22 protein-coding genes are annotated in these 24877 nt (G+C 72.5%); 13 read left to right on the plus strand and 9 right to left on the minus strand.

What is annotated here, in order from left to right; all coding sequences use genetic code 11:
• Positions 1-40: 40 nt before the first annotated feature.
• On the plus strand, positions 41-1819 hold the full coding sequence (locus tag LX83_RS03855; RefSeq protein ID WP_253767097.1) for a thiamine pyrophosphate-requiring protein: 1779 nt from the start codon (positions 41-43) through the stop codon (positions 1817-1819).
• A gap of 37 nt (positions 1820-1856) precedes the next feature.
• Here the strand turns inward: LX83_RS03855 and LX83_RS03860 are convergent, their stop codons facing one another.
• Positions 1857-2819: a zinc-dependent alcohol dehydrogenase family protein gene (locus LX83_RS03860; RefSeq protein WP_253767099.1), complete on the minus strand. Its 963-nt coding sequence runs from the start codon at positions 2817-2819 to the stop codon at positions 1857-1859.
• Between the two features lie 82 nt (positions 2820-2901).
• Here LX83_RS03860 and LX83_RS03865 point away from each other — a divergent pair, with 82 nt between their 5' ends.
• Positions 2902-3594 (plus strand): TetR/AcrR family transcriptional regulator, encoded by a 693-nt coding sequence (locus LX83_RS03865; RefSeq protein ID WP_253767101.1) that lies wholly within the window; start codon positions 2902-2904, stop codon positions 3592-3594.
• Here LX83_RS03865 and LX83_RS03870 read toward each other — a convergent pair.
• Both LX83_RS03870 and LX83_RS03875 read right to left on the minus strand, forming a co-directional pair.
• The gene (locus tag LX83_RS03870; RefSeq protein ID WP_253767103.1) at positions 3548-4003 is read right to left on the minus strand and encodes a DUF5946 family protein; all 456 of its coding nucleotides are present in this window, start codon (positions 4001-4003) and stop codon (positions 3548-3550) included. The genes LX83_RS03865 and LX83_RS03870 overlap by 47 nt on opposite strands.
• Before the next feature lie 149 nt (positions 4004-4152).
• Positions 4153-5286, minus strand: a complete 1134-nt coding sequence (locus LX83_RS03875; RefSeq protein WP_253767105.1) for a J domain-containing protein — start codon at positions 5284-5286, stop codon at positions 4153-4155.
• 518 nt (positions 5287-5804) lie between these two features.
• Between LX83_RS03875 and LX83_RS03880 the strand changes: the two genes are divergently transcribed.
• The 4 genes from LX83_RS03880 to LX83_RS03895 all read left to right on the plus strand — a co-directional run bounded on the left by LX83_RS03880 (position 5805) and on the right by LX83_RS03895 (position 9754).
• On the plus strand, positions 5805-6086 hold the full coding sequence (locus LX83_RS03880; RefSeq protein ID WP_253767107.1) for a metal-sensitive transcriptional regulator: 282 nt from the start codon (positions 5805-5807) through the stop codon (positions 6084-6086).
• 50 nt (positions 6087-6136) lie between these two features.
• A complete protein-coding gene (locus tag LX83_RS03885) occupies positions 6137-6346 on the plus strand; it encodes a heavy-metal-associated domain-containing protein (protein ID WP_253767109.1) in 210 nt (69 codons plus the stop codon).
• Positions 6347-6416: 70 nt separating this feature from the next.
• A complete protein-coding gene (locus LX83_RS03890) occupies positions 6417-7376 on the plus strand; it encodes a hypothetical protein (protein WP_253767111.1) in 960 nt (319 codons plus the stop codon).
• Positions 7377-7411: 35 nt separating this feature from the next.
• On the plus strand, positions 7412-9754 hold the full coding sequence (locus LX83_RS03895; protein ID WP_253767113.1) for a heavy metal translocating P-type ATPase: 2343 nt from the start codon (positions 7412-7414) through the stop codon (positions 9752-9754).
• Between the two features lie 103 nt (positions 9755-9857).
• Here the strand turns inward: LX83_RS03895 and LX83_RS03900 are convergent, their stop codons facing one another.
• The 3 genes from LX83_RS03900 to LX83_RS03910 form a co-directional block, all read right to left on the minus strand.
• Positions 9858-10901 (minus strand): ABC transporter substrate-binding protein, encoded by a 1044-nt coding sequence (locus LX83_RS03900; protein WP_253767115.1) that lies wholly within the window; start codon positions 10899-10901, stop codon positions 9858-9860.
• 134 nt (positions 10902-11035) lie between these two features.
• Positions 11036-12241, minus strand: a complete 1206-nt coding sequence (locus tag LX83_RS03905) for a glycoside hydrolase family 64 protein (protein ID WP_253767117.1) — start codon at positions 12239-12241, stop codon at positions 11036-11038.
• Between the two features lie 278 nt (positions 12242-12519).
• Positions 12520-13293 (minus strand): methyltransferase domain-containing protein, encoded by a 774-nt coding sequence (locus LX83_RS03910; RefSeq protein WP_253767119.1) that lies wholly within the window; start codon positions 13291-13293, stop codon positions 12520-12522.
• Between the two features lie 28 nt (positions 13294-13321).
• Between LX83_RS03910 and LX83_RS03915 the strand changes: the two genes are divergently transcribed.
• Entirely contained in the window at positions 13322-13726 is a 405-nt protein-coding gene (locus LX83_RS03915) for a MerR family transcriptional regulator (protein WP_253767121.1), read from the plus strand.
• 35 nt (positions 13727-13761) lie between these two features.
• Here the strand turns inward: LX83_RS03915 and LX83_RS03920 are convergent, their stop codons facing one another.
• Positions 13762-15201, minus strand: coding sequence for a GNAT family N-acetyltransferase (locus LX83_RS03920; RefSeq protein WP_253767123.1), 1440 nt, complete (start codon positions 15199-15201; stop codon positions 13762-13764).
• 324 nt (positions 15202-15525) lie between these two features.
• Here LX83_RS03920 and LX83_RS03925 point away from each other — a divergent pair, with 324 nt between their 5' ends.
• The 5 genes from LX83_RS03925 to LX83_RS03945 all read left to right on the plus strand — a co-directional run bounded on the left by LX83_RS03925 (position 15526) and on the right by LX83_RS03945 (position 21335).
• Complete coding sequence (locus LX83_RS03925; RefSeq protein WP_253767125.1) at positions 15526-15693, plus strand: hypothetical protein; 168 nt, start codon at positions 15526-15528, stop codon at positions 15691-15693.
• Positions 15690-16295, plus strand: a complete 606-nt coding sequence (locus LX83_RS03930; RefSeq protein WP_253767127.1) for an RNA polymerase sigma factor — start codon at positions 15690-15692, stop codon at positions 16293-16295. The genes LX83_RS03925 and LX83_RS03930 overlap by 4 nt, the downstream gene beginning before the upstream one ends.
• Positions 16292-18505, plus strand: coding sequence for an EAL domain-containing protein (locus LX83_RS03935; RefSeq protein ID WP_253767129.1), 2214 nt, complete (start codon positions 16292-16294; stop codon positions 18503-18505). Before LX83_RS03930 ends, LX83_RS03935 begins: the two co-directional genes overlap by 4 nt.
• Before the next feature lie 360 nt (positions 18506-18865).
• Positions 18866-20104, plus strand: coding sequence for a CaiB/BaiF CoA transferase family protein (locus tag LX83_RS03940; protein ID WP_308203906.1), 1239 nt, complete (start codon positions 18866-18868; stop codon positions 20102-20104).
• A gap of 67 nt (positions 20105-20171) precedes the next feature.
• Positions 20172-21335: an acyl-CoA dehydrogenase family protein gene (locus LX83_RS03945; RefSeq protein WP_301327649.1), complete on the plus strand. Its 1164-nt coding sequence runs from the start codon at positions 20172-20174 to the stop codon at positions 21333-21335.
• 95 nt (positions 21336-21430) lie between these two features.
• On the opposite strand, the gene LX83_RS03950 is transcribed toward LX83_RS03945, so the two are convergent.
• Both LX83_RS03950 and LX83_RS03955 read right to left on the minus strand, forming a co-directional pair.
• Positions 21431-22648 carry a cytochrome P450 family protein gene (locus LX83_RS03950; RefSeq protein ID WP_253767133.1) on the minus strand — a complete coding sequence of 406 codons (1218 nt, stop codon included), beginning with the start codon at positions 22646-22648 and terminating at the stop codon, positions 21431-21433.
• A gap of 92 nt (positions 22649-22740) precedes the next feature.
• Positions 22741-24402 (minus strand): (2,3-dihydroxybenzoyl)adenylate synthase, encoded by a 1662-nt coding sequence (locus tag LX83_RS03955; RefSeq protein ID WP_253767135.1) that lies wholly within the window; start codon positions 24400-24402, stop codon positions 22741-22743.
• A gap of 128 nt (positions 24403-24530) precedes the next feature.
• Between LX83_RS03955 and LX83_RS38630 the strand changes: the two genes are divergently transcribed.
• Positions 24531-24791: a phosphopantetheine-binding protein gene (locus LX83_RS38630; RefSeq protein WP_407649472.1), complete on the plus strand. Its 261-nt coding sequence runs from the start codon at positions 24531-24533 to the stop codon at positions 24789-24791.
• The last annotated feature ends 86 nt before the right edge of the window (positions 24792-24877 follow it).

Raw genomic sequence — 24877 nt, forward strand, 5'->3', positions numbered from 1 at the left:
GGGGGTGCCGGCCGGGCCGAGCGCTGGTTGACTGACCGGTATGAGCGCACGGTGGTACACCACGAGCACCGCGTTCCTGGAGGCGTTGCGCGAGACCGGGGTCGACTACGTGTTCGCGAACCTGGGCAGCGACCACACCGGCCTGGTCGAGGCCTACGCCAGGGCCAGGGCGGAGGGCAGCGCGCAGCGGTTCCCCGAACTGGTCATCTGTCCACATGAGAGCGTGGCGTTCTCGGCCGCCCAGGGCTACGCCCAGATCACCGGACGGGCGCAGGCCGTGGTGGTGCACGTGGAGTGCGGCACCCAGAACATCGGCGGCATGCTGCACAACGCGGCCAGGGGGCGGGTGCCGGTGCTGGTGTTCGCCGGCAGTTCACCGATCACCCAGCACGGCGAGCTGCCCGGCAGCCGCAACGAGTTCATCCAGTGGATCCAGGACGTGCCGGACCAGCGGGGCATCGTGCGCGGCTACACCAAGTACGACAACGAGATCCGCACCGGGGAGAACGTCAAGCAGTTGGTGCGCCGGGCCGCGCAGATCGCGGTGAGCGACCCGCCCGGCCCGGTCTACCTGGTCGGCGCGCGCGAGGTGATGGAGCAGCACCTGGACCCGGCCCGGGCCAACCGGCCGGAGTACGGCCCCGACCGCTACGCCGCGATCGACCCGGCGGGCCTGGCCCCGAGGACCGTGGCGACCATCGGTGCGGCCCTGGCCGGCGCGGCCAACCCGGTGATCGTCACCTCCTACCTGGGCCGCGACCCCGAGGCCGTGCCCGCGCTGGTCGAGCTGGCCGAGGCGCTGGCCGTCCCGGTGATCGAGTCGGTGCCGATGCGGATGAACTTCCCGGCCAGCCACCCGCTGCACGCCGGCTACCAGTGGAACACCCCCGGCCAGCACCCGGTGCTGGCCGCGGCCGACGTGGTGCTGGCCGCGGCCGACGTGGTGCTGGTCCTGGGCAGCGACGTGCCGTGGATCCCGGTCCGCAACCGGCCCCCCGAGCACGCCAGGGTGTTCGTGGTGGACGTGGACCCGCTCCGGGAGCGGATGCCGCTGTGGCACGTGCCCGCCGAGGTGTTCGCCCGCGCCGATCCGGGCACGGCCGTGCGGCAGCTGACCGAGTTCGTCACGGCGGCACCCCTGGCCGATCCGGCGGTGGTGGGCGCGCGGCGCGCCGAACTGGCCGCCGCGCACGGCCGGCGGACCCGGGAACTGGCCGAGCGTGAGCGGCCCGACCCCGAGGTGATCACGCCGGAGTACCTGGTGGCGTGCGTGCGGCGGGCACTGGCCGAGCACACCGAGGACGTCATCGTGTTGACCGAGGCGATCTCCAACTACCAGGTGGTGGGCGAACACCTGCGGGTCGACCGGCCGGGCGCGCTGCTCGGCTCCGGCGGTGGTTCGCTCGGCTGGCACGCGGGCGCGGCGGTCGGGGTGAAACTGGCCCGGCCGGACGCGCTGGTGGTGTCACTGGTCGGGGACGGCACCTACCTGTTCGGTGTGCCCGCCTCGGCCCAGTGGGTCGCCAGCCGCTACCGGACGCCGAGCCTGACGGTGATCATGGACAACCAGGGCTGGATGTCGCCGAAGCTGTCCACGCTCGGGGTGCACCCCGAGGGCAGTGCCTCGGCCCGCGACGACTTCAACGTGAGCTTCGCGCCACGGGCCGACCTGCCTGGTGTCGCCGCGGCGGCCGGCGGCGCGTGGGCCCGCAGCGTCGCCCGGCCCGACGAGCTGCCGGCCGCGCTGGCCGAGGCCGTCGCGGTGGTCCGGAGTGGACGGTCCGCCGTGTTGAGCGCGCACCTGCCCGGTGTCGCCTAGACAGCGCCTCCGGCGCGTGGTTCGGGAGGGGCCGGGGTCACGGCGTCAGCACGATCCTGCCGAACACCGCACCGCTGTCCATCTTCTGGTGCGCGAGCACGGCCTGCTCCAACGGCAGCACCTCGTGCACCACCGCGTGCAGCTCGCCCCGGCCGGCGGCGGCGAACTGCGCGGTCCGCACGGCACGCAGCGCGGCCGGGGGCACGGTGGCGGCGCTGAAGGTGGCGAACGACATCGACTTCTGGAACGCCGCCATCAGCTTCGCGCCGAAGTCCGCCGGCGGCTGGCCGCCGACCGCGCCCACGGCCACCAGCCGGCCGTTCGGGTTGAGCCGGTCGAAGAAAGCGGGCATGTCCGCCCCGGCTACGACGTCGAGGATGACGTCGTAGCCGGCGGGAGCGTCCGCGCCGCCCGCGCCGGAGCGGTCCAGCACGTGGGTCGCGCCCAGCGCGCGCAGCCGGGCGCCCCGCTCGGCCGAGGACGTGGTGACCGCCACCGCGCTGGCGCCACCACGTGCCGCGAGCTGGACCGCCGTGATCCCGATGCTGCCGGCCGCGCCCCGCACCAGCACGGACTCACCAGCGGCGAAGTGGGCACGGGCCAGGCCGAAGTGGGCCACCGCTCCGGAACTCCCGAGTGCCACCGCGTCGGCAGCGGACAGGCCCGCCGGCAGGGGGATGACCTCCGCGACCGGGACGGCCGCCTGTTCGACGTACCCGCCGCCGACACCGGTGAACGCCCACACGCGTTGACCGACCCACGCGGTGTCCACGCCGTCGCCGACCGCGGTCACGGTGCCCGCCACCTCGCTGCCCGGGATGTGTCCCTCGGTGAAGCCGTAGGCGGCGAGGGTCCCGCGGCGGATGACGGCGTCGGCGCCGCTGACGCCGATCGCCTCAGCGGCGATCAGCACCTGTCCGGCGCCGGGGGCCGGCGCGGGAAGGTCGATGAGTTCCAGGCCCTCGGGCCGTCCGAACGTGTGGATCGCCACTGCCCGCACTGCCGTCTCCTCGGTTGCGCTCGACGCTGTCCGGCTTCGGACGCTAACGGACGGCACCGTCCACTTAGCTAAAGTGAGAGCGGTGACCGACGATCTGCCTCACCCGCTGCGATCCGACGCGCTGGACAACCGGCAACGCGTCCTCGCCGCGGCCCGAGGGCTGTTCGCCGCCGAAGGCGTGACCGTGCCCATGCGGGAGATCGCCAGGCACGCCGGGGTCGGCCCCGCCACCCTCTACCGCCGTTTCCCGACCAAGCAGGCGCTGATCGCCGCGGCCTTCGCCGAGGAGGTGCGGATGTGTCACGCCATCGTCGACGAGGGGCTGGCCGAGCCGGATCCGTGGCGGGGTTTCCGCCTGGTGATCGAGAAGATCTGTGTGCTGCACGCGCGCAACCGGGGCTTCACCGAGGCCTTCGCGTCGGCCTTTCCCGGGGCGCGGGAGTTCACCTCGGCCCGCGAACGCGCGCTGGCCGCCGTGGCCGAACTGGCCGAGCGGGCCAAGCGCGCCGGCCACCTGCGGCCGGACTTCGTCCTGGACGACCTGGTCCTGGTGCTCATGGCCAACCGGGGCATCCGCGCCACCACCGCGGCCGGTCAGGTCGCGGCTTCCCGGCGCTTCGCCGCGCTCGTGCTCCAGGCGTTGCAGGCCGCCCCGCACCACGCACCGCTGCCGCCGGCGGCGCGGTTGGCGCCCGGGGCACCGGGCGAGCCCGCGGGCCGCGGTGCCGTCACCGGGGACGCCAGGCCGCGACCGTGGCCCTCGCCCAGGCACTGACCCGTTCCGGGAAGCCGGCGGCGGGGAACGTGCCGTCGAGGGCGACATCGGTGATGGTGACGGCGAAGCCGGTGGGCACCGGCCCGAGGGGCGGGGCTGGCACGCCGGCCCACACGTCCGCGAGGCCGACCCCGCGGCGGTGGTGGGAGTTGGCGCGGCGCATCCTGCCGGCCAGGGCTGTCACCGCGGTCTGGCCGCCGGCCAGGTACGCGTGCAGTACCGCCCAGGGTTGCGCCCGGCCCGGCGCGGGCAGCCGGCCGGGGTGCTGGAGCACGAAGCAGGACACGGTGACGCCGTGCAGGGGACCCCAGGGCGGGCGCTGGGAGTGGTCGAGCGCGAGCACGGTGTCGAAGAGTTCCGCGCACGAGTGGGGCCGCGCGGGTGCTCCGCACTCGGCGCAGCGGGTCACGAGCACCTCCCCGGGGGCGACAGCGGAGTGGTCACGGGCCGGCAACCTAGGGTCTCCAGCCGCTGGAAGGTCAACCGGACCGGTGCCGTGCCCGCGAACGGGACCGGTCACGTCGGCGGTCCCGCGCCACCGGCCCGCCGGTCCGCGGCTCAGGTCGGGTCGGCGTTGGTCACCCGGCCGAGCAGGGTGCGCAGCGCGTCGCGGTCCACCGTGGCGGGATCGGTGGCCAGCCAGCCGCCGATCTCGTGCACGAACTGCTCCGGGGTCATCGGCGGGGCCAGTTCCTCGTCCGGCTCCTCGGTGGTGATCTCGCCGGGGGCGCTCGGGTAGAGGATCAGCGCGCCGCGGACCTCCACGTCGGGCAGCAGCGCGCGGTAGGCGCTCACCCCCTCGGCCAGCTGCGAGTCACCGCCGCGGAACGGGTGGTCGTTGCGCCACAGCCGACCGTCCTCATCGGCCGCGTAGTGGCCGGGCAGCCACACCTTGGACTCGATCAGCACCAGCCGCCGGCCGCACAGCACGGCGTGGTCGATGTCGGCGAAGACCGAGTCCGGCCAGCTCAGGCCGTGGAAGATGCGGACCCCGGGCAGCCTGGTCAGATACCGCGACAGCAGTTCGGCGGTCAGGTGCTCGCCCAGTTCGCTGTGCTCGGCCGAGGGGGCGCCGACCACCCTGGGCGTGCCGAACTCGGCGAGGAAGTCCCGGTGGCTGCGCGCGGCGGCCTGGTAGAGCCGAACCAGCCAGAACGCGCTCGTGCAGGCCGCGGCCAGCAGCACCAGCCACAGGCTCAGCAGCAGCGGGGACGGCCGCAGCGGCAGGGTGGTGAGCAGGATCAGCGGCCAGCCGCCCAGCACGGTGACCACCGGGGCGTGTCCCGGGGCGTCGGTGGGGAGGTAGCGGGCGGACTCGTCGGCGTTCACCGCCGGCCACCAGGGAATGGTGTCGGGTGCGAGATCGGGCACGGTCGGGGCGAAGTCCGGGTCCTCGCGGGCCTGCCGGCTGGTGCGCGTCCGCCAGTCCCGGGCGGGGCGCGGGCGCCGGGTTGGCGCCGGTGCGGCGGTGCCGGCGGTGCCGGCGGGCCGGCGCAGCGAGCGGTCGTAGGCGGCCCGCCGCTGGGGATCGGTCAGCGTGGCGTACGCGTCGCTGAGCAGCCGGAACGCCCCCGCGGTTCCGCCGGCGTCGGGGTGCATGACCTTGGCCAGTGCGCGGTAGGCCGCCTTGATCTGGGCTGCTGAGGCGGTCGGGGCGACGCCGAGGAGTTCGTAGTAGTCGACCCGCTCCATGTTCGTTCCACCTGTCCGCTGTGCCCGGTCACTCGATTCCGCGCCCAGCCCGCTGCTCGCGTGCCGCGCTGTTCCCCCCGCTGCTGCCGCGCGCACACGATAGGGCGTGCGGGTTGGCCGACCTCGACCGGACCCGACACCACGATCATGACCCGATCCGCCCGGGCGGGCCGGACGCGCCGCGCCGGTTGCGGTGCCGACCGGGGACCGGCCGCCGCCGTTGCGTGGCGCCGACCACGCGCGGGTACCCCGAAGGGGTAGCCGGCCTGGACGTGATCCGGCCGGACCACGATCCGGGCGGGCCGGGCGGCCGGTCCACTCGACACACGAACGGGTGATGAAGGCGTTGTGCGCACGGAGTTTCGCTGGTCGCGGCGGTGGGCGGCAGGCCGGACCGGGCCGAGTTGACCTCTGATACCCCCTGGGGGTATAAATGACCACGTGAACGGGAGCCGCGGCTACCAATACCCCCTAGGGGTACTGTGAGGCTCGGGGTTCGTCACCGGAGGGAGTGGCAGATGCGTGGCTACAGCACCGACAAGGACGGCTACCTGGCGCGGTTGCGCCGGGTCGAAGGTCAGGTTCGGGGCCTGCAGCGGATGGTGGAGAACGACGAGTACTGCATCGACGTGCTCACCCAGATCGCGGCGGCGACCAAGGCACTGCAGGCGGTCTCCCTCGGCCTGATGGACGAGCACCTCAAGCACTGCGTGGCCCAGGCCATCGCCGAGGGCGGCGTGGCAGCCGACGAGAAGGTCCGCGAGGCGAGCGAGGCCATCGCCCGCCTGGTGCGGTCCTGAGCCCGAACACCACGAAGAGTCACCACGTCAACGCGAACGAGGAGAGAACCATGGCCGAGTCCACCTACACCGTTGTCGGCATGACCTGCGGGCACTGCGTGCAGTCGGTGACCGAGGAGGTCAGCAAGATCAACGGGGTGTCCGGGGTGGCCGTTGACCTGCCCACCGGCGCGGTGACCGTGACCAGCGCTGACGCCCTCGACGAGGCCGACGTGCGCGCCGCCGTCGAAGAGGCCGGCTACCAGCTGGCCGCCAGCTGACCCCAACCACTGACCGGTGTGGAGCCGGCACCGTCCGGCTCCACACCGGGACCCCGGCAGCGAGGAAGTCATGAACACAGCAGCGAAGCTCTCCGCCTACGGTGCGGCACTCGCCCTGGTCGCCGCGGGCGCCTGGGCGGCCGGAACCGCTGTCGGTCCCCTTCCCGGCGCGTCCGCGTCCAGCGGGCACACCGGCACGACCGGTGGTGAGGACACCGGCCACGGGGACGCTCACAGCGGCACCGTCGCGGAGGGCGCGCGGACCGACCTGCCCGGCGGGTTGGCGTCGTCCAGGGGCGGATACACCCTCACGCCCACCAGCACGACCCTGTCCACCGGCACCGACCAGCCCTTCTCCTTCCGCGTCCTCGGCCAGGACGGCGCCCCCGTCACCGGCTTCGAGGTCGAGCACGACAAGCGGATGCACCTGATCGTGGTGCGCCGGGACACCGCCGGGTTCCAGCACGTCCATCCGGACATGGCCGCCGACGGCACCTGGAGCGTGCCCCTCACCCTGACCGAAGCCGGCACCTACCGGGTCTTCGCCGACTTCACCCCCACCGGGGGCAGCGCGACCACCCTGGGCACCGACATCTTCGTGGCCGGCCAGTTCACGCCCCGGTCCTACCCGTCCTCCCGAGTGGCGGAGGTGGACGGCTACCAGGTGCGGCTGACCGGTGACCTGGTCGCGGGCACGGCCTCGCCGCTGCGGCTGAGCGTGACCAGGGACGGCCAGCCCGTCACCGACCTGCAGCCCTACCTCGCCGCCTACGGGCACCTGGTGGCGCTGCGCCTGGGTGACCTGGCCTACCTGCACGTGCACCCCGACGGCGCCCCCGGCGACGGCCGCACCCCGGCCGGCCCGGACGTCGACTTCGTGGCCGAGGTGCCCACGGCCGGCGGCTACCGGCTGTTCCTGGACTTCCAGCACGCGGGCGCGGTGCACACCGCGGAGTTCACCGTGGACGCCACCACCGGCACGCCGACGGGCCCGGCCGGCGTCGAGAGCACCGGCCACGGGCACGGCTGACCGCCGCCCAGACACGATCGAGGGAGAGTTCGCAGATGAGTTCCACCCCGAACCCGTCGGGAGCCGTGGCCGACACCGGCCAGGTCGAGCTGGCGATCACCGGGATGACCTGCGCGTCCTGCGCGGCCCGGATCGAACGCAAGCTGAACAAGCTCGACGGCGTCACCGCCACGGTCAACTACGCCACGGAGAAGGCCAAGGTCAGCTTCCCCGCCGCGCTGGACCCCCAGGAGCTGATCGCCCAGGTCGAGGCCGCCGGCTACGGCGCCAGCCTGCCCGCGCCGCCACCCCCCGAGACCACCGAGGCGGGCCAGCCGGGGCCCGCGCCCGAGGACGACCCCACCCGCTCGCTGCGGCAGCGGCTGATCGGCTCGGCCGCGCTGGCCGTGCCGGTGATCGCGCTGGCGATGATCCCCGCCCTGCAGTTCACCTACTGGCAGTGGATCTCGCTGACGCTGGCCGCCCCGGTGCTGGTCTGGGGCGCCTGGCCGTTCCACCGCGCCGCCTGGGCCAACCTGCGCCACGGCGCGGCCACCATGGACACCCTGATCTCCATGGGCACCATCGCCGCGTTCGCCTGGTCGCTGTACGCGCTGCTGTTCGGCACCGCCGGCACGCCAGGCATGACCCACCCGTTCGAGTTCACCATCCAGCGCACCGACGGCGCCGGCTCCATCTACCTTGAGGTCGCCGCCGGGGTCACCACCTTCATCCTGGCCGGCCGCTACTTCGAGGCCCGCGCCAAGCGCCGCGCCGGCGCCGCGCTGCGGGCCCTGCTGGAACTGGGCGCCAAGGACGTGGCCGTGCTGCGCGGCGGCCGCGAGCAGCGCATCCCCGTTGACCAGCTGGCGGTGGGCGACCGGTTCGTGGTCCGCCCCGGCGAGAAGATCGCCACCGACGGTGTGGTCGAGGAGGGCAACTCGGCGGTGGACGCCAGCATGCTCACCGGCGAGTCCGTCCCCGTGGAGATCGGGCCCGGCGACGCCGTGGTCGGGGCGACCGTGAACGCGGGCGGCCGGCTGGTGGTGCGTGCCACCAGGGTCGGCGCGGACACGCAGCTGGCGCAGATGGCCAAGCTGGTCGAGGACGCCCAGACCGGCAAGGCCGAGATCCAGCGGCTGGCCGACCGGGTCTCCGCGGTGTTCGTGCCGATCGTGATCGCGCTGGCCGTGGGCACCCTGGCGTTCTGGCTGGGGGCCGGCGGCGGGGTGGCCGCGGCGTTCACCGCGGGGGTGGCCGTGCTGATCATCGCCTGCCCGTGCGCGCTCGGGCTGGCCACGCCGACCGCGCTGCTGGTCGGCACCGGCCGAGGCGCCCAGCTCGGCATCCTGATCAAGGGCCCGGAGGTGCTGGAGTCGACCCGGCGCATCGACACCGTGGTGCTGGACAAGACCGGCACGGTCACCACCGGCCAGATGGACCTCGTCGAGGTGCACACCACGCCCGGCACCGACCGGGCGGAGGCACTGCGCCTGGCCGGCGCCCTGGAACACGCCTCCGAGCACCCGATCGCCAAGGCGATCGCCCGCGGTGCCGAGCAGGCCGTGGGCCAACTGCCCTCGGTGGAGGGGTTCACCAACGTCGAGGGACTGGGGGTGCAGGGCATCGTTGACGGCCGCGCCGTGCTGGTGGGCCGGTCGGCGCTGCTGGAGCAGTGGAGCCAGCCCCTGACCGCCGAACTGGCCAGGGCCAAGGCGGCGGCCGAGGCCGAGGGGCGCACCGCGGTGGCGGTGGCCTGGGACGGTCAGGCCCGCGCCGTGCTGGTGGTCGCCGACACCGTCAAGCCCACCTCGGCCCAGGCCATCCGCGAGCTGCGCGCGCTCGGGCTGACCCCGGTGTTGTTGACCGGCGACAACGAGGCCGTGGCCCGGTCGGTGGCCAAGCAGGTCGGCATCGACGAGGTCATCGCCGAGGTGCTGCCCAAGGACAAGGTGGACGTGGTCGCCCGCCTGCAGCAGCAGGGCAAGGTGGTGGCCATGGTCGGCGACGGCGTCAACGACGCGGCCGCGCTGGCCACGGCGGACCTGGGCCTGGCCATGGGCACCGGCACGGACGTGGCCATCGAGGCCAGCGACCTGACCCTGGTGCGGGGCGACCTGCGGGCCGCGGTGGACGCGATCCGGTTGTCCCGGCGCACGCTGGCCACCATCAAGGGCAACCTGTTCTGGGCGTTCGCCTACAACGTGGCCGCGCTGCCGCTGGCGGCCACCGGGCTGCTCAACCCGATGATCGCGGGCGCGGCCATGGCGTTCTCGTCGGTGTTCGTGGTGAGCAACAGCCTGCGCCTGCGCGGCTTCCGCAGCAGCATCGGCACCTCGGACGCGCCGGCCCCGGCCACCTCGGGGCAGCGGCGGCCCGTCACCGCCGGGGCGCGCTGACCCGGTGCCGGACGCCGGCCCGTGAGGTTCCGGGCGGAGCGGTGGTCAAGGGGTTCGGGGCAGTCACGTCGACTGCCCCGAACCCGCGTCCGTGGTCGGGCGGTCAGCCCAGCTTCCTGGCGCCCTGGATGGCCTTGGCCAGTGCCTCCAGCAACGGCGCGCAGCCGGCGTGGGAGTAGCGGGGCTCGTACACCCAGGGAACGACCTGGTTGGCCGCGACCGCGGGCAGCGAGTTCCAGGTCGGCTTGGCCGCCAGCGCCGGGGGTTGCAGGGACGCGGTCCGGTTGTCCAGGAAGAGCACGTCGGCCTGGTACTTGTTGGCGTTCTCCCAGCTCAGGTTCTCGAAGAAGACACCGGCGCCGAGCTGGTCCGGGACGACGAAGTCAACGCCGAGTTCCTTGAAGTAGCGCAGGTCCGTCAGGACGTCCGGCGCGGCCACGTAGAACAGGTCGGGGCTGGCGGAGCAGGCCAGCACCCGGATCCCGCCGTTGGCCGAGGTGGCCTGGCGCAGTGCTTCCGAGGCCTGGTCGAAGCGGGCCTTGGCGTCGGTGACCTTCGGCGCGGACAGGTCCGCGCCCAGGGCCCGGGCCAGTTCCTCGTGCCGCTGGATCGGCACGGGCAGCGAGGTGTTTGCGGTGTTGATCCCGACGCTGGGCGCCAGGCCGAGGATCTTGTCCTTGCTCTCGTCCGGCACGTACCAGAGGGTGTCCTTGGAGTACATCGGGGCGACCAGCAGGTCCGGCTGTAAGGACGCGAACTTCTCGATGTTGAACTCGCCCCAGTTGTTGCCCAGCACGAGCACCTTGTCCACGTCGATCTCGCCCGCCTGGACGTCGGCCTTGCCGTCCTTGTCCTTGGTGGGGCCGAAGACCGCCGAGCACTCGACGCCGTAGTCGTGCAGTGCCGCGGCGGTGCCGACGAAGGCCACGATGTTGCGCGGTGTGGCGTCGGCCCGCACGGTCACGCCGCGGTCGTCGGTGAAGGACCAGCCGCCGGAGTTCCCGCTGGACGCCGTCCCGGACGAGCCGGTGGAACCGCTGCCGCTGCCGCCGCCTCCGCAGGCGGAGACCAGGGCACCCAGGGCGAGGCTGCCACCCGCCGCGAGCAGACCACGACGGGAGAGACGGGGAACTCTGGCGTTGGGCATGGCTGTCCTGCTTTCACACGCTGGGTCTCCTGGACGGCAACGAAGTTAGGCTAACCTATCCAAAGTGGCGGGTGGCGACGGGTCGCCCGCGGCGCCCGCCGCCGTCGCCGATCAGGAGTCCGGGGTGGACCGGATCAGAACGAGGTGAGGATGATCCGCGCGGCCCGCGGTGAACCGTCGTGGACCAGGGACTCGAAGTGCCCGACGTCGTCGAAGGCGAAGCCGTACGCCTTGCCGTCGGCCGAGTTCGCGTGCAGCACGCGGGAGTAGTGGTCGGTGGTGGCCCGGGTGTAGAACTGGGCCGGGTCCACTGTGGGCTGGGTGTGCAGGTAGCCCAGGGTCGACCGGTGCAGTGCCGCGCACAGGGTGCGCGCGATCGGGCCGACCACCCCGTCGTTGGGGGCGTGCAGCGCACCGTCGCAGCCGAACACGTCCTTGGTGGACGGTCGCGAGAACGAGGCGACCCTGGCACCCGAGGTGTCGGTGAAGTTCATGACCCCGGCCGAGTCGGTCCGGCCGAAGAACTTCTTGTCCGGCTCGTTCTCGAACGGCACCACCGTCAGCGTGGTGCTCTGGTAGGTCGCCCACGCCTGGCTGACGTAGCTGTCGAAGTAGGTGGCGCTGAACAGTCCGGCGTCGATGCCCCTGCCCGGCGAGAGCGCCCGCAGCCGGGTGCCGTCACCGCGCGACTGGACCAGCTTGGCCCAGTCGCCCTGTTGGTCGCGCAGGGCGTTGAAGATCCGCTCGCGACCGTTGGGGACCAGGTCCCCGGTGCGCTGGGTGCTGCCGTTGGCGGCGGTCACCTCGACCGCGTGCGGCACGCTGAACATGTCCACCATGGAGGTGTTCAACCACAGGCCACTGGTGTTGTAGGTGAACTCGCTCCAGTCGAACAGGATGTCCCGGTTGGCGTCCCCGGCCGCCCACGGCGCGGGCTGCACGAGCCCGTCCGGGGTGAGGAAGAACTTCAGCTTCTCCCCGAAGGACACGTACACCCGGCCGGACAACATGATGGGCAACTGGATCGTGGTGGCCGAGCCGTTGGCCGGCCCGGTGATCGCCACGTCGGGTGCGGGGCTCGGCGGCAGCGACCCCGGCGACCACGGGGTGAACGCACCCGCCGCGTTGACGTAGCCGAGCTTGCCGGTGTTCAGGTTGGTGCCGAGCACGTAGACGTAGACCTGTTCGGCGCGCCCCGAGTTGTTGGTGAGGGTCAGCGGCAACAGGTTGGGGGGCGCCGCCGCGACCGGCGCGGCCGACGCCGCTGACACGCCGACCGCGGTGGACGCGACCACCGCCACGGCGCTCAGCCAGTGGAGCAGTTTTCGGGTGAAACGCACGAGCAACTCCTCACGATGTCTTCCGCGGAGCTGGGTGTGACTTCTCTCCTTCCTCGCGGCGCGACGGGGCCGCGTGAGAGCGCTCTCATGCTGGGTGGGTGCACCCCGGCTGTCAACCAGAAGGGGACGCCTGCGGGCAACCTTGCCGGAGTGTGCTCAACAGACGTTGGCCAACAACTGATGACTGGCGCCACCGGGCCGGCCTGTTCGGCGCCGCCGTCGACCTCGGTGCGCCCCGGGGCGCGGTGCCGCGCACGCCCGGGAGCCGGCTCGGCGGGTCAGGGCCGGGTGGCCGCGGCCACGAACAGCGGCACCGCGAGGAACAACCGTCCGTCCCGCGCGCGCCGGGTCTGCTCGGCCACCCAGGCGTCGGCCTGGTCACGTGGCACGGCGCCGGCCGAGTGCGCGGCGGCGGCCAGCCCGACGAGCAGGGGCAGCGCCCTCTCGTCGGTGTGCAGCACGGTGCGCGCGGAGACGGTGACGTCGACAAAACCGTTGTCCAGCAACAGGTTCCGGTACCGGCGCGCGGACCAGGCATTGGTCACGGTGTCCGCGCGCGCGTGCCCGATCGCGCGGGTCAGCACCGGCTCGTCGGAGTCGATCAGAAACCCGTCCCAGTCCTGGCCGAGCAGCACGATCCGCCCACCGGGGCGCAGCACGCGGCGCGCCTCGGCCAGTGCCGCCCCGGGATCGTCGAGTTCGTGGAACACCTTGTCCGCGCGGTAACCGGCGGCCGAGCCGTCGGGCAGCGGCAGTCGGTAGGCGCTGCCCAGGCGGAAGTCGGCGCCGGGCCAACGCCGGCGCGCCACCGCGACCATCCGTTCGCTGACGTCGACCCCGATCGCGGCGGCACCCAGGGCCCGCAGTTCGGCCACGGCCCGGCCCGAGCCGGTGCCCACGTCGACCACCAGCGCGCCGGGTGTCGGCGCCAGCAGGTCGTAGCTGTGCGCGCGCAGGCTGGCGGCCTCGGGTAGCGCGTCAGCCAGGTCGAGCCGCCGGATCAGTTCGTCCACCGCGATCTCGCTGGCGTCCGGGGGAGTGTGGTTGGACATGGTCGTCAGCGTGCGACTTAATGTCGACATGAAGTCAAGCGGAGACCACGCGCTGAGCATCGGGGCGGTCGCGGCGCGCTTCGGTGTGGCCACCCACGTGCTGCGGCACTGGGAATCCGTGGGACTGCTCACCCCGGCCCGGGTCCACGGTGACCGGCGCCGCTACGGCCGCGAGGACCTGCACCGGGTCGCCGTGATCCTGCGCGCCAAACAGGCCGGGCTCGGCCTCGACGCCATCCGGCAGATGCTCGCCGGCGGGAACTCCGCGCAGCGGCGCGAGGTGCTGCGCCGCCAGCACGCGGAGCTGACCCGGCGGGTCGCCGAGGCACAGGCCGCCCTGCGACTGGTCGAGTGCGCGCTGCGCTGCGACCACGAGGACGTGGCGCGGTGCGCGCACTTCCAGGCGGTCGTGGCCGAAGGGGGTGGACCGTGAACCCGTTCCCGCCCGCGGCCAGCTGACCGTCCCGTTCAGACCGACTCCGGCGGCAGGTCCCGCCAGTACCGGACCTCGTCGAACAGCACGGTGCCGTCGCGACTGGTGTCGGTGCGGGTGGCGCCGTCCACCGCCCACCCGGCCGTCTCGTAGAACCGGCGCGCCCGCGTGTTGCTGGCCAGCACCCACAGGGTGGCCTGCCGGAACCGGCGCTGGCGCAGCGCCTCGATCGCCTGGTCGTGCAGCAACCGGCCGAGGCCCCGGCCCCAGTGCTTGGGGTGGAGGTAGATCGACCGCAGTTCCCCGGTGCCCGGGGCGGCGTTGTCGTCGCGACTGGGACCGATCGCGGCGAAGCCGGCGACCACGTGCTCGTCGGCCTCCGCCACCAGGACCGAGGACGCCTGGTCGGTCGCGGCCAGCCACTGCTGCCAGGACCGCTGGCGGTCGGCCACGGACAGGTTCCGCAGGAACCCGTCGGGCAGGTGGCCGGCGTAGGCGGCCTGCCAGGAGGCGACGTGGATCTCGGCGAGCGCGGTGGCGTCCTCGGGGGTGGCCGGTCGGATGGTGCCGGCCGGTGGTGGGGATGACATGGCGCGGACGGTAGAACGCCTTCCCGCCGGGCACACCGGGTTTTCGTCCGCCGCTGGCCGGGCCGGCCGCTGCCCTGCCGAGCCGACCAGGGCCAAGGCGCAGACCGCCAGCGCGCTGTCCGGCTCGTCCGGGGGCGGCGCCGAGTCCGGCCAGGGCAGGTCGGCCAGACCGGGATCGAGCAGGGTGAACGACGCCAGCCACGCGCGCAGCGCCGCCCTGGTGCGGGGGAACAGGGCACCGGTGTGCGCGAGTTCGCCGAGTCGCTGCTGGACCAGGGTGGCGGCAGCGCCGGCCAGGCAGTGCGACAGGGCCAGGCAGCTGCCCGGGGCCAGCAGCCGCTCGTAGCGCCGCAGCAGGCCGGCTGGGTCCTCCCGGTCGGGAACCAGGTGCAGGACGTCGACGGCCAGCAGCCCGGTCGGCTCGGTCACGTCGAGCAGGCCGGTGCGCACGACCGCGTCCAGCAGCGTCAGTGGCTGCCGCAGGTCGGCCCGGACGGCGGCGGCGAACGGGTTGTCCCGCAACAGGAGTTCGGCCTGGGCAACGGTGTCCGGGTCGTGGTCGACGTAGACCACGCGCGCCTGCGGGTGCTCGGCCTGGGCGACGTGGTGCACGTGCTCGACGGTGGGCAGGCCGGACCCCAGGTCGACGAACTGCCGGATGCCCTGGCGCAGCATCGCGGCGACGGCGTGGCGGGAGAACGCCCGGTGGGCACGCGCGAGCGGGACGAGAACGGGCAGCCGGTCGGTCAGGGACCGGCCAACGGCCCGGTCCGCCGGAGTGTTCAGACTGCCCCCCAGCAACCAGTCGTGGACGCGGGCGGCGCTGGGCCGGTCAAGATCAACGGCGGGCGGTTCAGCGCCCCCGGAACGGTGTCCCCCGAGCACCAGTTGATCTTACTGGCCGGGGTTGCCGGCACCCGGCGATCGCGCGGCTGGTACTGCTGGTCACGGCACTGTGTTCCCATCCCGGTGGCTCTCCGTAGGGAGCGATCTGCGTCTTGTCGGGCACTCCGCCACCCGGCAGGGGGATAGGAGGCCGGCGGACACGTGGTGTGGGATTTCCGTGTGACTCACGTGGGTGACAAACACGATCGAGTGAACATTGCCCTTGGCGCATCAACAAAACGGTGCCGCCAACGTGGTACGGGGTGACCAGCCTTCACCGAGCTTCGCTCCCGTCGAAGCCGACGCACTGGAAGGAACACCGGTTTGTTGCAGCTGATGGCCGCGACCAGGGCGGCCGTGGTGGTCAACCACGGTGTGCCCAGGGCAGGCCATGAGGCACGAGTCATGGTCGACCCACTCCTGACCGAGCGGGTTCACCGAAAAACCTTAGCGACGCTGGTCGAACCGCCGGGTGAGGACGACCACGAGTGACCAATGCCCGGAACGCGTGCGACGACGGACGCCCGTCGCACGATCAGCACACCGACTACAAGACCTTCTACGACAAGCACTACCTGGCGGTGCTCCGGTACGTCCGGGGCATGGCGCCGCACCTGGACGCCGTCGAGATCACCGCCGACGCCTTCTCGCGGGTGTGGGAGACCTGGGACCGCCCCAAGGGCGAGCGGCGGGCCTGGCTGTTCGCCATCGCCAAGAACCTGGCCCGGTCCGCGCTGCGCAGTCGTAGCAGGGACGCGGTTCCCGTCGAACTCACCGACAGCCACGACGTGCTCGTCGCGCACACCGCGGACATCGAGACACGGCAGGAATACACCGACACCATGCGGGCGATCCGGGAGCTGCCCGACCACCTCCGGGACGCCATCGTGCTGAACGCGAACGGGCTGTCGCCCCAGGAGATCGGCCAGGTCCTCGGGTGCAGCCCGCGCACCGCGTCCAGTTACGTCTCCCGGGCGCGCCGGCTGCTGGCGGCACGGGCGGATCTGCCCACCGGCCGGCTCTCCCGGCGGCGTCCCCGGGACAGCGACCAGGCGAACGATCCGGGGGACCGGGAAACAAGGGGTGAGGCGTGATATTCGACCGTGTTCTGCAGTGGCTGCCCGGGACCAGCGCGCATGCCCGTCGGCGCCTGGTCGACGACCGGCTGGCGCGGTTGTCGGCCGTGCTCGGGGCGCCGGCCTCCCCGGTCGAGGACGCGGTGATGCGGGTGACCCTGGCGAAGATCCTGGCGCGGGAGGCCGGACCCGCCGACCCGCCGGCCGACGAGCGCGGCGAACCGGCGGCCGGGGCGGCCCGGACCCGGGACTTCGACCTGGAGCCGCTGGTGGCCGAGTGGGCCAGGGGCATCTGCGAGGTCTGCTGCGTGCTGGACAGCCAGGCCGGCCTGCGGGACAAGCTGCTCGGCTTCGCCAAGGAACTCGCCCTGCGGCTGCTGGACCCGGACATGGCCACGCTCGCACCCGAGTTGGTCGGCCGGGCGCTCGCCTACGACATGCACCTGACCACCAGGGCGTTCACCGCCACGGTCCGGCTGCTGATGCCCTGGGCCGAACAGTTGCAGGAGTTCGCCGGCCGCAACCAGCCACAGCTGCGCGCCCAGGTGTTCGCCGACCTGTCCTGCGGCTACGCCGAGGGACTGCGCGACCGCCTCTTCGACGAGCAGCTGTGCACGACCACCGCGCTGCAACTGGTCAGGACGCGGCGGCCCGCCACCGCGGTCGCGGACCCGGCCCCGACCGGATCGGCGGCCCCGGAACCCGAGCCGGCCGGAAGCGAGCCGGCCGGAAGCGAGCCGGCCGGAAGCGAGTCGGCCGGAACCGAGCCGGTCGGGACCGGGCTGGGTGAGACTGGGCTGGGCGGGACTGGGTCGACCGGGGTCAGGCAGGCTGACGGGCCACCGGCCGAGGGCACCGCCGAGGACGCCACCCAGCGCGCGCTGTGGCGACAACGCCTGCTGCGCTGCGCCTACCGCGACGAGGTGACCGGATTACCCAACCAGCGGGACTTCCGCGAACGCGTCACCGCCGCGCTGGCGGCGGCCGGAGTCGACGCGGCCGTGGCCCTGTGCGCCGTCCGGGTCGGCGGGCTGGTCTCGACCATCAACGCGTTCGAGCCGGCCGTGCACGACCGGGTGGTCGCCGATCTCGCGTGCCGGGTGCGCGGGACGACCGCGGGCATGCGCGGGGTGACCGTCGGCCGGCTCGACGCGGACACCTTCGCCATCCTGGTCACCAACTCCACCGACTGGGTGTCCCTGCACGACCTGGTCAAGCGGCTGGCCGACTGGATCGCCCAGCCGGTGCGGCTGGACGACCGCGAGCTGGTGTTCGCGCCGTGGATCGGCGTGGTGGCGGGGCGTGCCGGGCGGAGCAGCGTGGAGAGCCTGCTCCGGCAGGCCGAGATCGCGCTGGCCAGCAACGTGCAGGCGGCCAAACAGCCCTGGGTGGTCGTCGACCCCGGCAGCGTGGCCAGGGACCGGCAGCGGCGCAGCCTGCTGATGGCGCTGCCCGACGCCCTGGAAACCGGCCAGGTGCGGCTGGCGTTCAGCCCGATCGCCCGGGTGACCGACGGGGTGATCGTGGGGGCCGAGGCCAGCCCGTGGTGGCGGCATCCCGAGCACGGCGACGTGCCGGTGGCCGATCTCGTCGCACTCGCCGACGAGATCGGCCTGACCCTCCCGGTTGGACAGTGGATCATCAGGGCGGCGTGCGCGCAGGCCGCCCGGTGGCAGCACCGACTCGGCGCCAGGGCCCCGTTCGTCGCGGTGAACGTGTCGCAGCGGGCGTCCGACGACGAGTGCCTGGTCCACCACGTGCGCACGGCGCTGCGGGAGACCCACGCGCCACCGGCGAAACTGCGCCTGCGCATGGAGGAGGCCGGCCTGTTCGACCGCCGCGGCGGGTGGCACAACCACCTCATCGAGCTGACCGGGCTCAACGTGCGCCTGGAGATCAACAACATCGGCACCCGCTACGCCCGGTTCGACCGGCTGACCTCGGTGCCGGTCTACGGGATCGTCGTACCGCCGGCGCTGGTGGCCAAACTGGGCGTGGCGGAGGAGGGCAACTGCACCGAGGCGGTCGCCGGTTCGCTGGTCGCCCTCGGCCTGCGGTTGAACTGCGAGGTGACCATGCAGGGCGTGGACGGCCCACGCGAACTCGGCTGCGTCCGCCAGCTGGGCGGCCAGTTCGCGCAGGGCAGGGGCATCGGCGAGCCGGTCGGCCCTGACGAGTTCGAGAAGCTGGTCACCTGCGCGACCGGCGACGTGCGGCGCGCCTGCTGAGCACGGCGACCGGGCCGGCCAGCCACCTCGGCTGGCCGGCCACCTCGGTCTGCCCACCCGCGCCCACCTGGTGGGGTTAACCCGGGCGGTCCCTACCGGTGCCCGCCCGCGTGTCCCAGGTGGACCGTCCCAACAGGACGTCGGCGAACCGCCGGAACAGCGGGCCGAAATCCGGGCCGGGGCAGGGTTGAGCGCATCGCACCGAGGTAACCGGGGCGGGACGGCCCAACCGTCCGGGAACGCCCACCCCCGCCGGGCAGCGGCACCGGCGCGTGGGCCGGCGCACCGGCGTGCGGGCCGGCCAGGACGAGCGGAGTCCGCGGCACACCGCGGAGTTGCCCACCGAGGAGGGGCGTTGTGGTGTCAGCGAACAGCGCGACGACCGACCAGATCACCAGCGCCCTGGCGGGCGTCCGCGTGGTGGACATGTCCACTGTGGTCATGGGGCCGTTCGCCGCGCAGATCATGGGCGACCTCGGCGCGGACGTGATCAAGGTGGAGCCACCGGATGGGGAGTCGACCAGGCGGCTCCACCCCCAGCGCCACCCGGGGATGTCCGCGCTGGCCATGAACGTCAACCGGAACAAGCGCAGTCTCGGCGTCAACCTGAAGGACCCGCGGGGCCGGGAGATCCTGCTGAAGCTGCTGGAGAACACCGACATCCTGGTGACCAACATGCGTTCCGGCGCGCTCCAGCGGCTGAACCTGGACCACCACCAGATCGCCGACCGCTTCCCCCGGCTGATCTACTGCCACGCACAGGGGTTCCGCTCGGACTCGGTGCTGGCCAACCGCGCCGCCTACGACGAGATCGTGCAGGCGGCCTCGGGCCTGTCCGACCTGATGCGCCGGGTCACCGGCCGGCCCTACTACGTGCCGACCGTCCTCGGCGACAAGCTCTGCTCGCTCACCACCGTCTACTCCGCACTGGCCGCGCTGCACAGCCGCGACCGGACCGGCCGGGGCCAACTCGTCGAAGTGCCGATGACCGACACCCTGCTCGCGTTCAACCTGGTGGAGCACATGGAGGGGCTGACGTTCGAACCGCCCCTCGGTCCGATCGGGTTCTCCCGGTCGGTCACCCCCACCCACCGGGCCGTCGCCACCAAGGACGGCTGGGCGTGCATCCTGCCCTACAGCGTCAGGAACATCCAGGACTTCCTCGTCTTCATCGGCCGGCCCGACCTGGCCGAGGACCCGCGGTTCACCACCCCGGCCGGTCTGGTCCAGCACCAGGCCGAGCTGTACGAGCTGATCGAGGAGACCGCGGTGCGGGCGACCACCGCCGAGTGGGAGCGCTTCTGCGCCGAACACAGCATCCCGTTCGCACCCCTGCTGGACATCGAGAAGGTCACCGAGGACCCCTACGTCACCGAGGGCGAACTGATCCAGGTGGCCGAGCACCCCACCGAGGGCGCCTACCGAGTGGTGCGGCCGCCGGTGCGCTTCTCCGCGACCCCCGCCACGATCCGGCGGCACTGTCCGCGCCCAGGAGAACAGAGCGCCGAGGTGCTGTCCGAGATCGGCTACCCGGCCGAGGCGATCCGGGACCTGGTCGCCAGGGGCGTGGTGGGCGCCGAACTCGTCGACGTGCTCTGAGGCGTTGCCGACCGCGATCCGGACAACCAGACGCAGCAGGGAGGACGTGGGGACCGTGGCAGACATCCTGGACGGCGACTTCTACCGGTTCGGCGAACTGCTCTCCGACGAGGAGCGGCAACTGATCCTGCGGGTCCGCGAGTTCCTGCGCACCAAGGTGGTGCCGGTGGCCAACGAGAACTGGGCCAGGGCCGAGTTCCCGACCCACCTGGTGCAGGGCTACGCCGACCTCGGCATCGCCGGGCTGGCCTACCCCGAGTCGCCCGGTCCCCGGCCCAGCAGCCTGCTCAGCGGCTTCCTCGCCTTGGAGATGGCGCACGCCGACCCGTCCATGGCCACCTTCTTCGGTGTCCACACCGGACTCGCCATGGGCAGCATCGTGGCCTGCGGCTCGGATGAGCAGCGGGAGCGCTGGCTGCCGGCGATGAGCCGGATGGAGAAGATCGGCGCGTTCGCGCTGACCGAACCGCACGGTGGCTCGGACGTGGCCGGTGGCCTGCGCACCACCGCCCGCCGCGACGGCGACACCTGGGTGCTCAACGGCGAGAAGCGCTGGATCGGCAACGCCACCTTCGCCGACCTGGTGGTGGTGTGGGCGCGGGACGAGGAGGACAACCACGTCAAGGGCTTCGTGGTCGAGAAGGGCACCCCCGGCTTCTCCGCCACCAAGATCGAGAACAAGATCGCGCTGCGGGCGGTGCAGAACGCCGACATCGTGCTGCGGGACTGCCGGGTGCCCGAGGCCAACCGGCTGCACAACGCCAACTCGTTCCGGGACACCGCGGTGATCCTGCGGCGGACCCGCAGCGGGGTGGCCTGGCAGGCCACCGGCGTGATGCTGGCCGCCTACGAGATCGCCCTGGACTACGCCAAGAACCGGGAGCAGTTCGGTCGGCCGATCGGCAAGTTCCAGCTCGTGCAGGACCTGCTGGTGCGCATGGTCGGCAACACCACCGCCTCGCTGGCCATGGTGGTGCGGCTGGCGCAGCTGCAGGAGGCCGGCACCTACCGCGACGAGCACTCCGCGCTGGCCAAGGCGTACTGCACGACCAGGATGCGGGAGGTGGTCGGCTGGGCGCGGGAACTGCTGGCCGGCAACGGCATCGTGCTGGACTACAACATCGGCCGGTTCGTCGCCGACGCCGAAGCGCTCTACTCCTACGAGGGAACCCGCGAGATCAACACCCTGGTCGTGGGGCGCGCCATCACCGGGCTGAGCGCCTTCGTCTGACCGCCCCGCACCGACGAACCGGGGGAGAACGGCGACAGTCGGTGGGGTGCGGCGCGGTGCCGGTGGGCTGCCGCGCCGCACGCCGCTGGCGGCGCTCAGCCGAGCACGACCGGCAGTTCCTCCAAACCGTGCATGAGCAGGCTGAACCGCCAGCGCAGCTGTTCGGCCGGCACCGCGAGGCGGGCCGAGGAGAGCCTGGCCAGCAGCTGGGTGAAGGCGATCTCGCCCTCCAGGCGGGCCAGCGGAGCCCCGAGGCAGAAGTGGATGCCGTGGCCGAACGCGAGGTGGCCGTGGGTGGACCGGGTCGGGTCGAAGGCGTTCGCGTCGGGGAACCGGCTCGGGTCGCGGTTCGCCGAGGACAGGCAGAGCAGCACGAACTCCCCGGCGGGAATGGTGATCCCGCCGATCTCCACCGGCTCGGTGGTGTACCGCCTGGTCGCGACCGTGACCGGGCTCTCGTAGCGCAGGAACTCCTCGACGGCGGCCGGCACCAACGCCGGATCGGCCTGGAGCCTGGCGAGGTGGTCGGGGTGGGTGAGCAGGGTGAGCACGCCGTTGGCGATCAGGTTGACCGTGGTCTCGTGCCCGGCCACCAGCAACAGGTAGGCCATGGAGGTGGTCTCGGCGGTGCTGAGCTGGTCCCCGTCGTTGTCCGGCTGCACCAGCGCGCTGATCAGGCCACCATCCGGGTTGGCCCGCTTGGTCACGCACAGCCAGTCGAGGTAGTCGGCCATGGCCTGGCCGGCCCGGCCCAGCTCGGGACCGCCCACACTGGACTCCAGCACCCGGCACCACCCGCGGAACCGCTCCCGGTCGGCGGTGGGCACGCCGAGCAGCTCGCAGATCACGGTGATGGGCAGCGGCGCGGCGAACGCCTCGATCAGGTCCACCGGCACGCCGGTGGGCATGCTGGCGAGCAGCTGCTCGGTGATCTCCTCGATGCGCGGACGCAGCTGCTCCACCCGCCGGGCGGTGAAGACCCGGCCGACCAACCGGCGCAGCCGGGTGTGGTCGGGTGGATCGGTGTTGAGCATGTGGAGGTTGAGCAGCCGGGCGTACTCGCGGTGGTCACCAACGCCGGTCCCGGGAAGGTGCCGCGCGATGAGTTCCTCGGAGTGGCGGATGTCCTTGCTCAGCCGTGAGTCGCCCAACCCGGCGCGGACGTCGTCGTAACGGGTTACCAGCCAGACTCGCAGGCCGTTCGGTGTCCGCACCGGGCGCACCGGGGACTCGTCACGAAGTAGGGCGAACATCGGATGCACGTGCTGGAGGAAGTCCTCGTCGATGCGCTCGTCTTCGCGCGTGCTGGTCATGAGTGCTGTGCTCCTCGGTAGCCTGAGGCAACGGGGGGTCCAGGCGGTGCACCCCGCCGGTCGGCCGTGGACGTGGTGGCTTAGGCATGTCCTCAGTGGACCGGCCGGGCGGCGTCGGTGGTCTGGTCGGCTTCGACCCGGCGCAGCGCGTCGGCGGCGAGCACCTTCTTGTCCACCTTGCCCAGACCGGTGACGGGCAGGGCGACCACCACGTCGAGCCGGTCCGGCAGCTTGTAGGCGGCGAGCCCGCGATCCAGCAGCAGTCGCCTCAGCTCGACCAGGCTCGGCGCCTCGCCCGAGGGGACGACGAAGGCGCAGATCTGCTCGCCGAGTTCGGGGTGCGGCGCGGGTACCACGGCCGCCTGCGCGACCCGGGGGTGCGCGAGCAGGTGTCCCTCCACTTCGGACGCGGAGACCTTCTCGCCGCACCGGTTGACCAGATCCTTGATCCGCCCGTCGACGACGATGCGTCCCGCCGCGGTTCGGCGCACCAGGTCACCGGTCCGGTAGAAGCCGTCCTCGGTGAACGCCGTGGCGTTGTGCTCGGGCGCGCGGTAGTAGCCCCGGATGGTGTACGGGCCGCGGGTGAGCAGCTCGCCCAACTCACCGTCGGGCGCGTCCCGACCGTGCTCGTCGACCACCCGGATCTCGTCGGCCGGGGAGAGCGGGTGGCCCTGGGTGGTCAGCACCTCCTCGGCGGAGTAGTCCTCCCGCGTGAAGCAGATCAGCCCCTCGGCCATCCCCAGCACCTGCTGCAGCCGGCAGCCCAGCGCGGGCTGGACCCGCTCGGCCAGTTCCCGGTGCAGCTTGGCGCCACCGATCTGCAGCACCCGCAGACTGGACAGGTCCCGCCTGTTCCACTCGACGGCGTCCAACCACAACTGTGCCACCGTGGGCACGACCGAGGTGATCGTGACGCGTTCCCGCTCGATCAGCGTGAAGCACTCGTCCGGGCTGGCCGACCTGGCCAGCACCACGGTGCCGCCGGCGTGCAGGGTGCCCAGCACCCCGGGGCAGCCCCAGGCGAAGTTGAACGCGGCCGGAAGCGCGGCCAGGTACACGCTGTCCTGGTTGAGTCCGCACACCGCACTGGCGGCGCGGGCCTGGTAGAGGAAGTCGTCGTGGGTGCGCGGAACCAGCTTGGGCAGTGCGGTCGTGCCGCCGGACAGCAGGAAGAACGCCACATCGGCCGGGTCGGGTTCGGCCAGCCCGCCCGACGCCGCCGGCAGCGCGGTGCCAGCGGCGTCGACGTCGGCGAGCGCCACGAACTCGCCCGGTTCGCCGGCCACGAAGACCTGCCGCACGCCGGGCACGGCGAGCCGCACCTGTCGGGCCAGCAGCCGGTGGTCGTAGCCGCGGTGCAGGGCCGGCACCAGGTAGGCGACCGCGTCGGTGAGCCGGCACAGGTGGGTGATCTCGCTGGCGCGGTGGGCGGGCAGCGCGAACACCGGCACGGCACCGAGGCGGAACAGCGCGAAGCACACCGCGATGAACTCGGGGGTGTTCGGCAGTTGCACCACCACGCGGTCACCGGCGCCGATCTCGCGGGCGTGGAAGCCGGCGGCCAACCGGTCCACCCACTCGTCCAGTTCGCGGTAGCTCACCCGGCGGTCCCTGCTGACCACGGCGGTCCGATCGCCGCCGCGCGCCGCCCAGCCGCGCAGTGCCTCGCCCAATGTCTGGCCAGCCCAGTAACCGGCCTCCCGGTAGCTGCGGGCGATCTCCTCCGGCCACGGTTCGCATCCGGTCAGCATGGCCTGCCTTTCGCTGAGGGTAGTGTCGAGATGTCGGCTGATACCGCCGATGAGTGATTTCCTGCCTAATTGTGTATTACTGATCCGGGACAGTGTGGATCTGTCCCGGGCATTGCTACAGTCGCGGAATGGCTGAGAGAGGTATACCTGCCAGTCGCGCCGAACTCCAGAAAACCATTGCCGAGGAGTTGGGAGTAGCGTCGTCCGAGATTGGTTGCGACGTGAACCTTGCGGAGATCGGGCTGGACTCCGTCACCGCAATCAAGCTGGTGAGCCGATGGCAGCGAGACGGGTTGGGCGTCCCTTTTGAGGAATTTTCCCGAGAACCTACCCTGGCTGGCTGGTGGGAGCTACTGGTGCGGGCACCTGATGGTGTGCGGCCACGTTAACAAACACCTGGCAGCGGCAGTGTCGATGTCCCCCGGTGGTTGGTATCCGATCCGCCCTGTCGGCTGTTGCGCGCGATGAGCGGTGA

The organism is Goodfellowiella coeruleoviolacea, from assembly GCF_024171785.1.
Lineage (GTDB): Bacteria > Actinomycetota > Actinomycetes > Mycobacteriales > Pseudonocardiaceae > Goodfellowiella > Goodfellowiella coeruleoviolacea.

Bases quoted from the DNA above. Each gene is read 5' to 3' on its own strand.
- LX83_RS03855 (WP_253767097.1), top strand. From the start codon at position 41: ATGAGCGCACGGTGGTACACCACGAGCACCGCGTTCCTGGAGGCGTTG.
- LX83_RS03875 (WP_253767105.1), bottom strand. From the start codon at position 5,286: ATGGAGCGGGTCGACTACTACGAACTCCTCGGCGTCGCCCCGACCGCC.
- LX83_RS03880 (WP_253767107.1), top strand. From the start codon at position 5,805: ATGCGTGGCTACAGCACCGACAAGGACGGCTACCTGGCGCGGTTGCGC.
- LX83_RS03885 (WP_253767109.1), top strand. From the start codon at position 6,137: ATGGCCGAGTCCACCTACACCGTTGTCGGCATGACCTGCGGGCACTGC.
- LX83_RS03890 (WP_253767111.1), top strand. From the start codon at position 6,417: ATGAACACAGCAGCGAAGCTCTCCGCCTACGGTGCGGCACTCGCCCTG.
- LX83_RS03895 (WP_253767113.1), top strand. From the start codon at position 7,412: ATGAGTTCCACCCCGAACCCGTCGGGAGCCGTGGCCGACACCGGCCAG.
- LX83_RS03900 (WP_253767115.1), bottom strand. From the start codon at position 10,901: ATGCCCAACGCCAGAGTTCCCCGTCTCTCCCGTCGTGGTCTGCTCGCG.
- LX83_RS03910 (WP_253767119.1), bottom strand. From the start codon at position 13,293: ATGTCCAACCACACTCCCCCGGACGCCAGCGAGATCGCGGTGGACGAA.
- LX83_RS03915 (WP_253767121.1), top strand. From the start codon at position 13,322: ATGAAGTCAAGCGGAGACCACGCGCTGAGCATCGGGGCGGTCGCGGCG.
- LX83_RS03950 (WP_253767133.1), bottom strand. From the start codon at position 22,648: ATGACCAGCACGCGCGAAGACGAGCGCATCGACGAGGACTTCCTCCAG.
- LX83_RS03955 (WP_253767135.1), bottom strand. From the start codon at position 24,402: ATGCTGACCGGATGCGAACCGTGGCCGGAGGAGATCGCCCGCAGCTAC.
- LX83_RS38630 (WP_407649472.1), top strand. From the start codon at position 24,531: ATGGCTGAGAGAGGTATACCTGCCAGTCGCGCCGAACTCCAGAAAACC.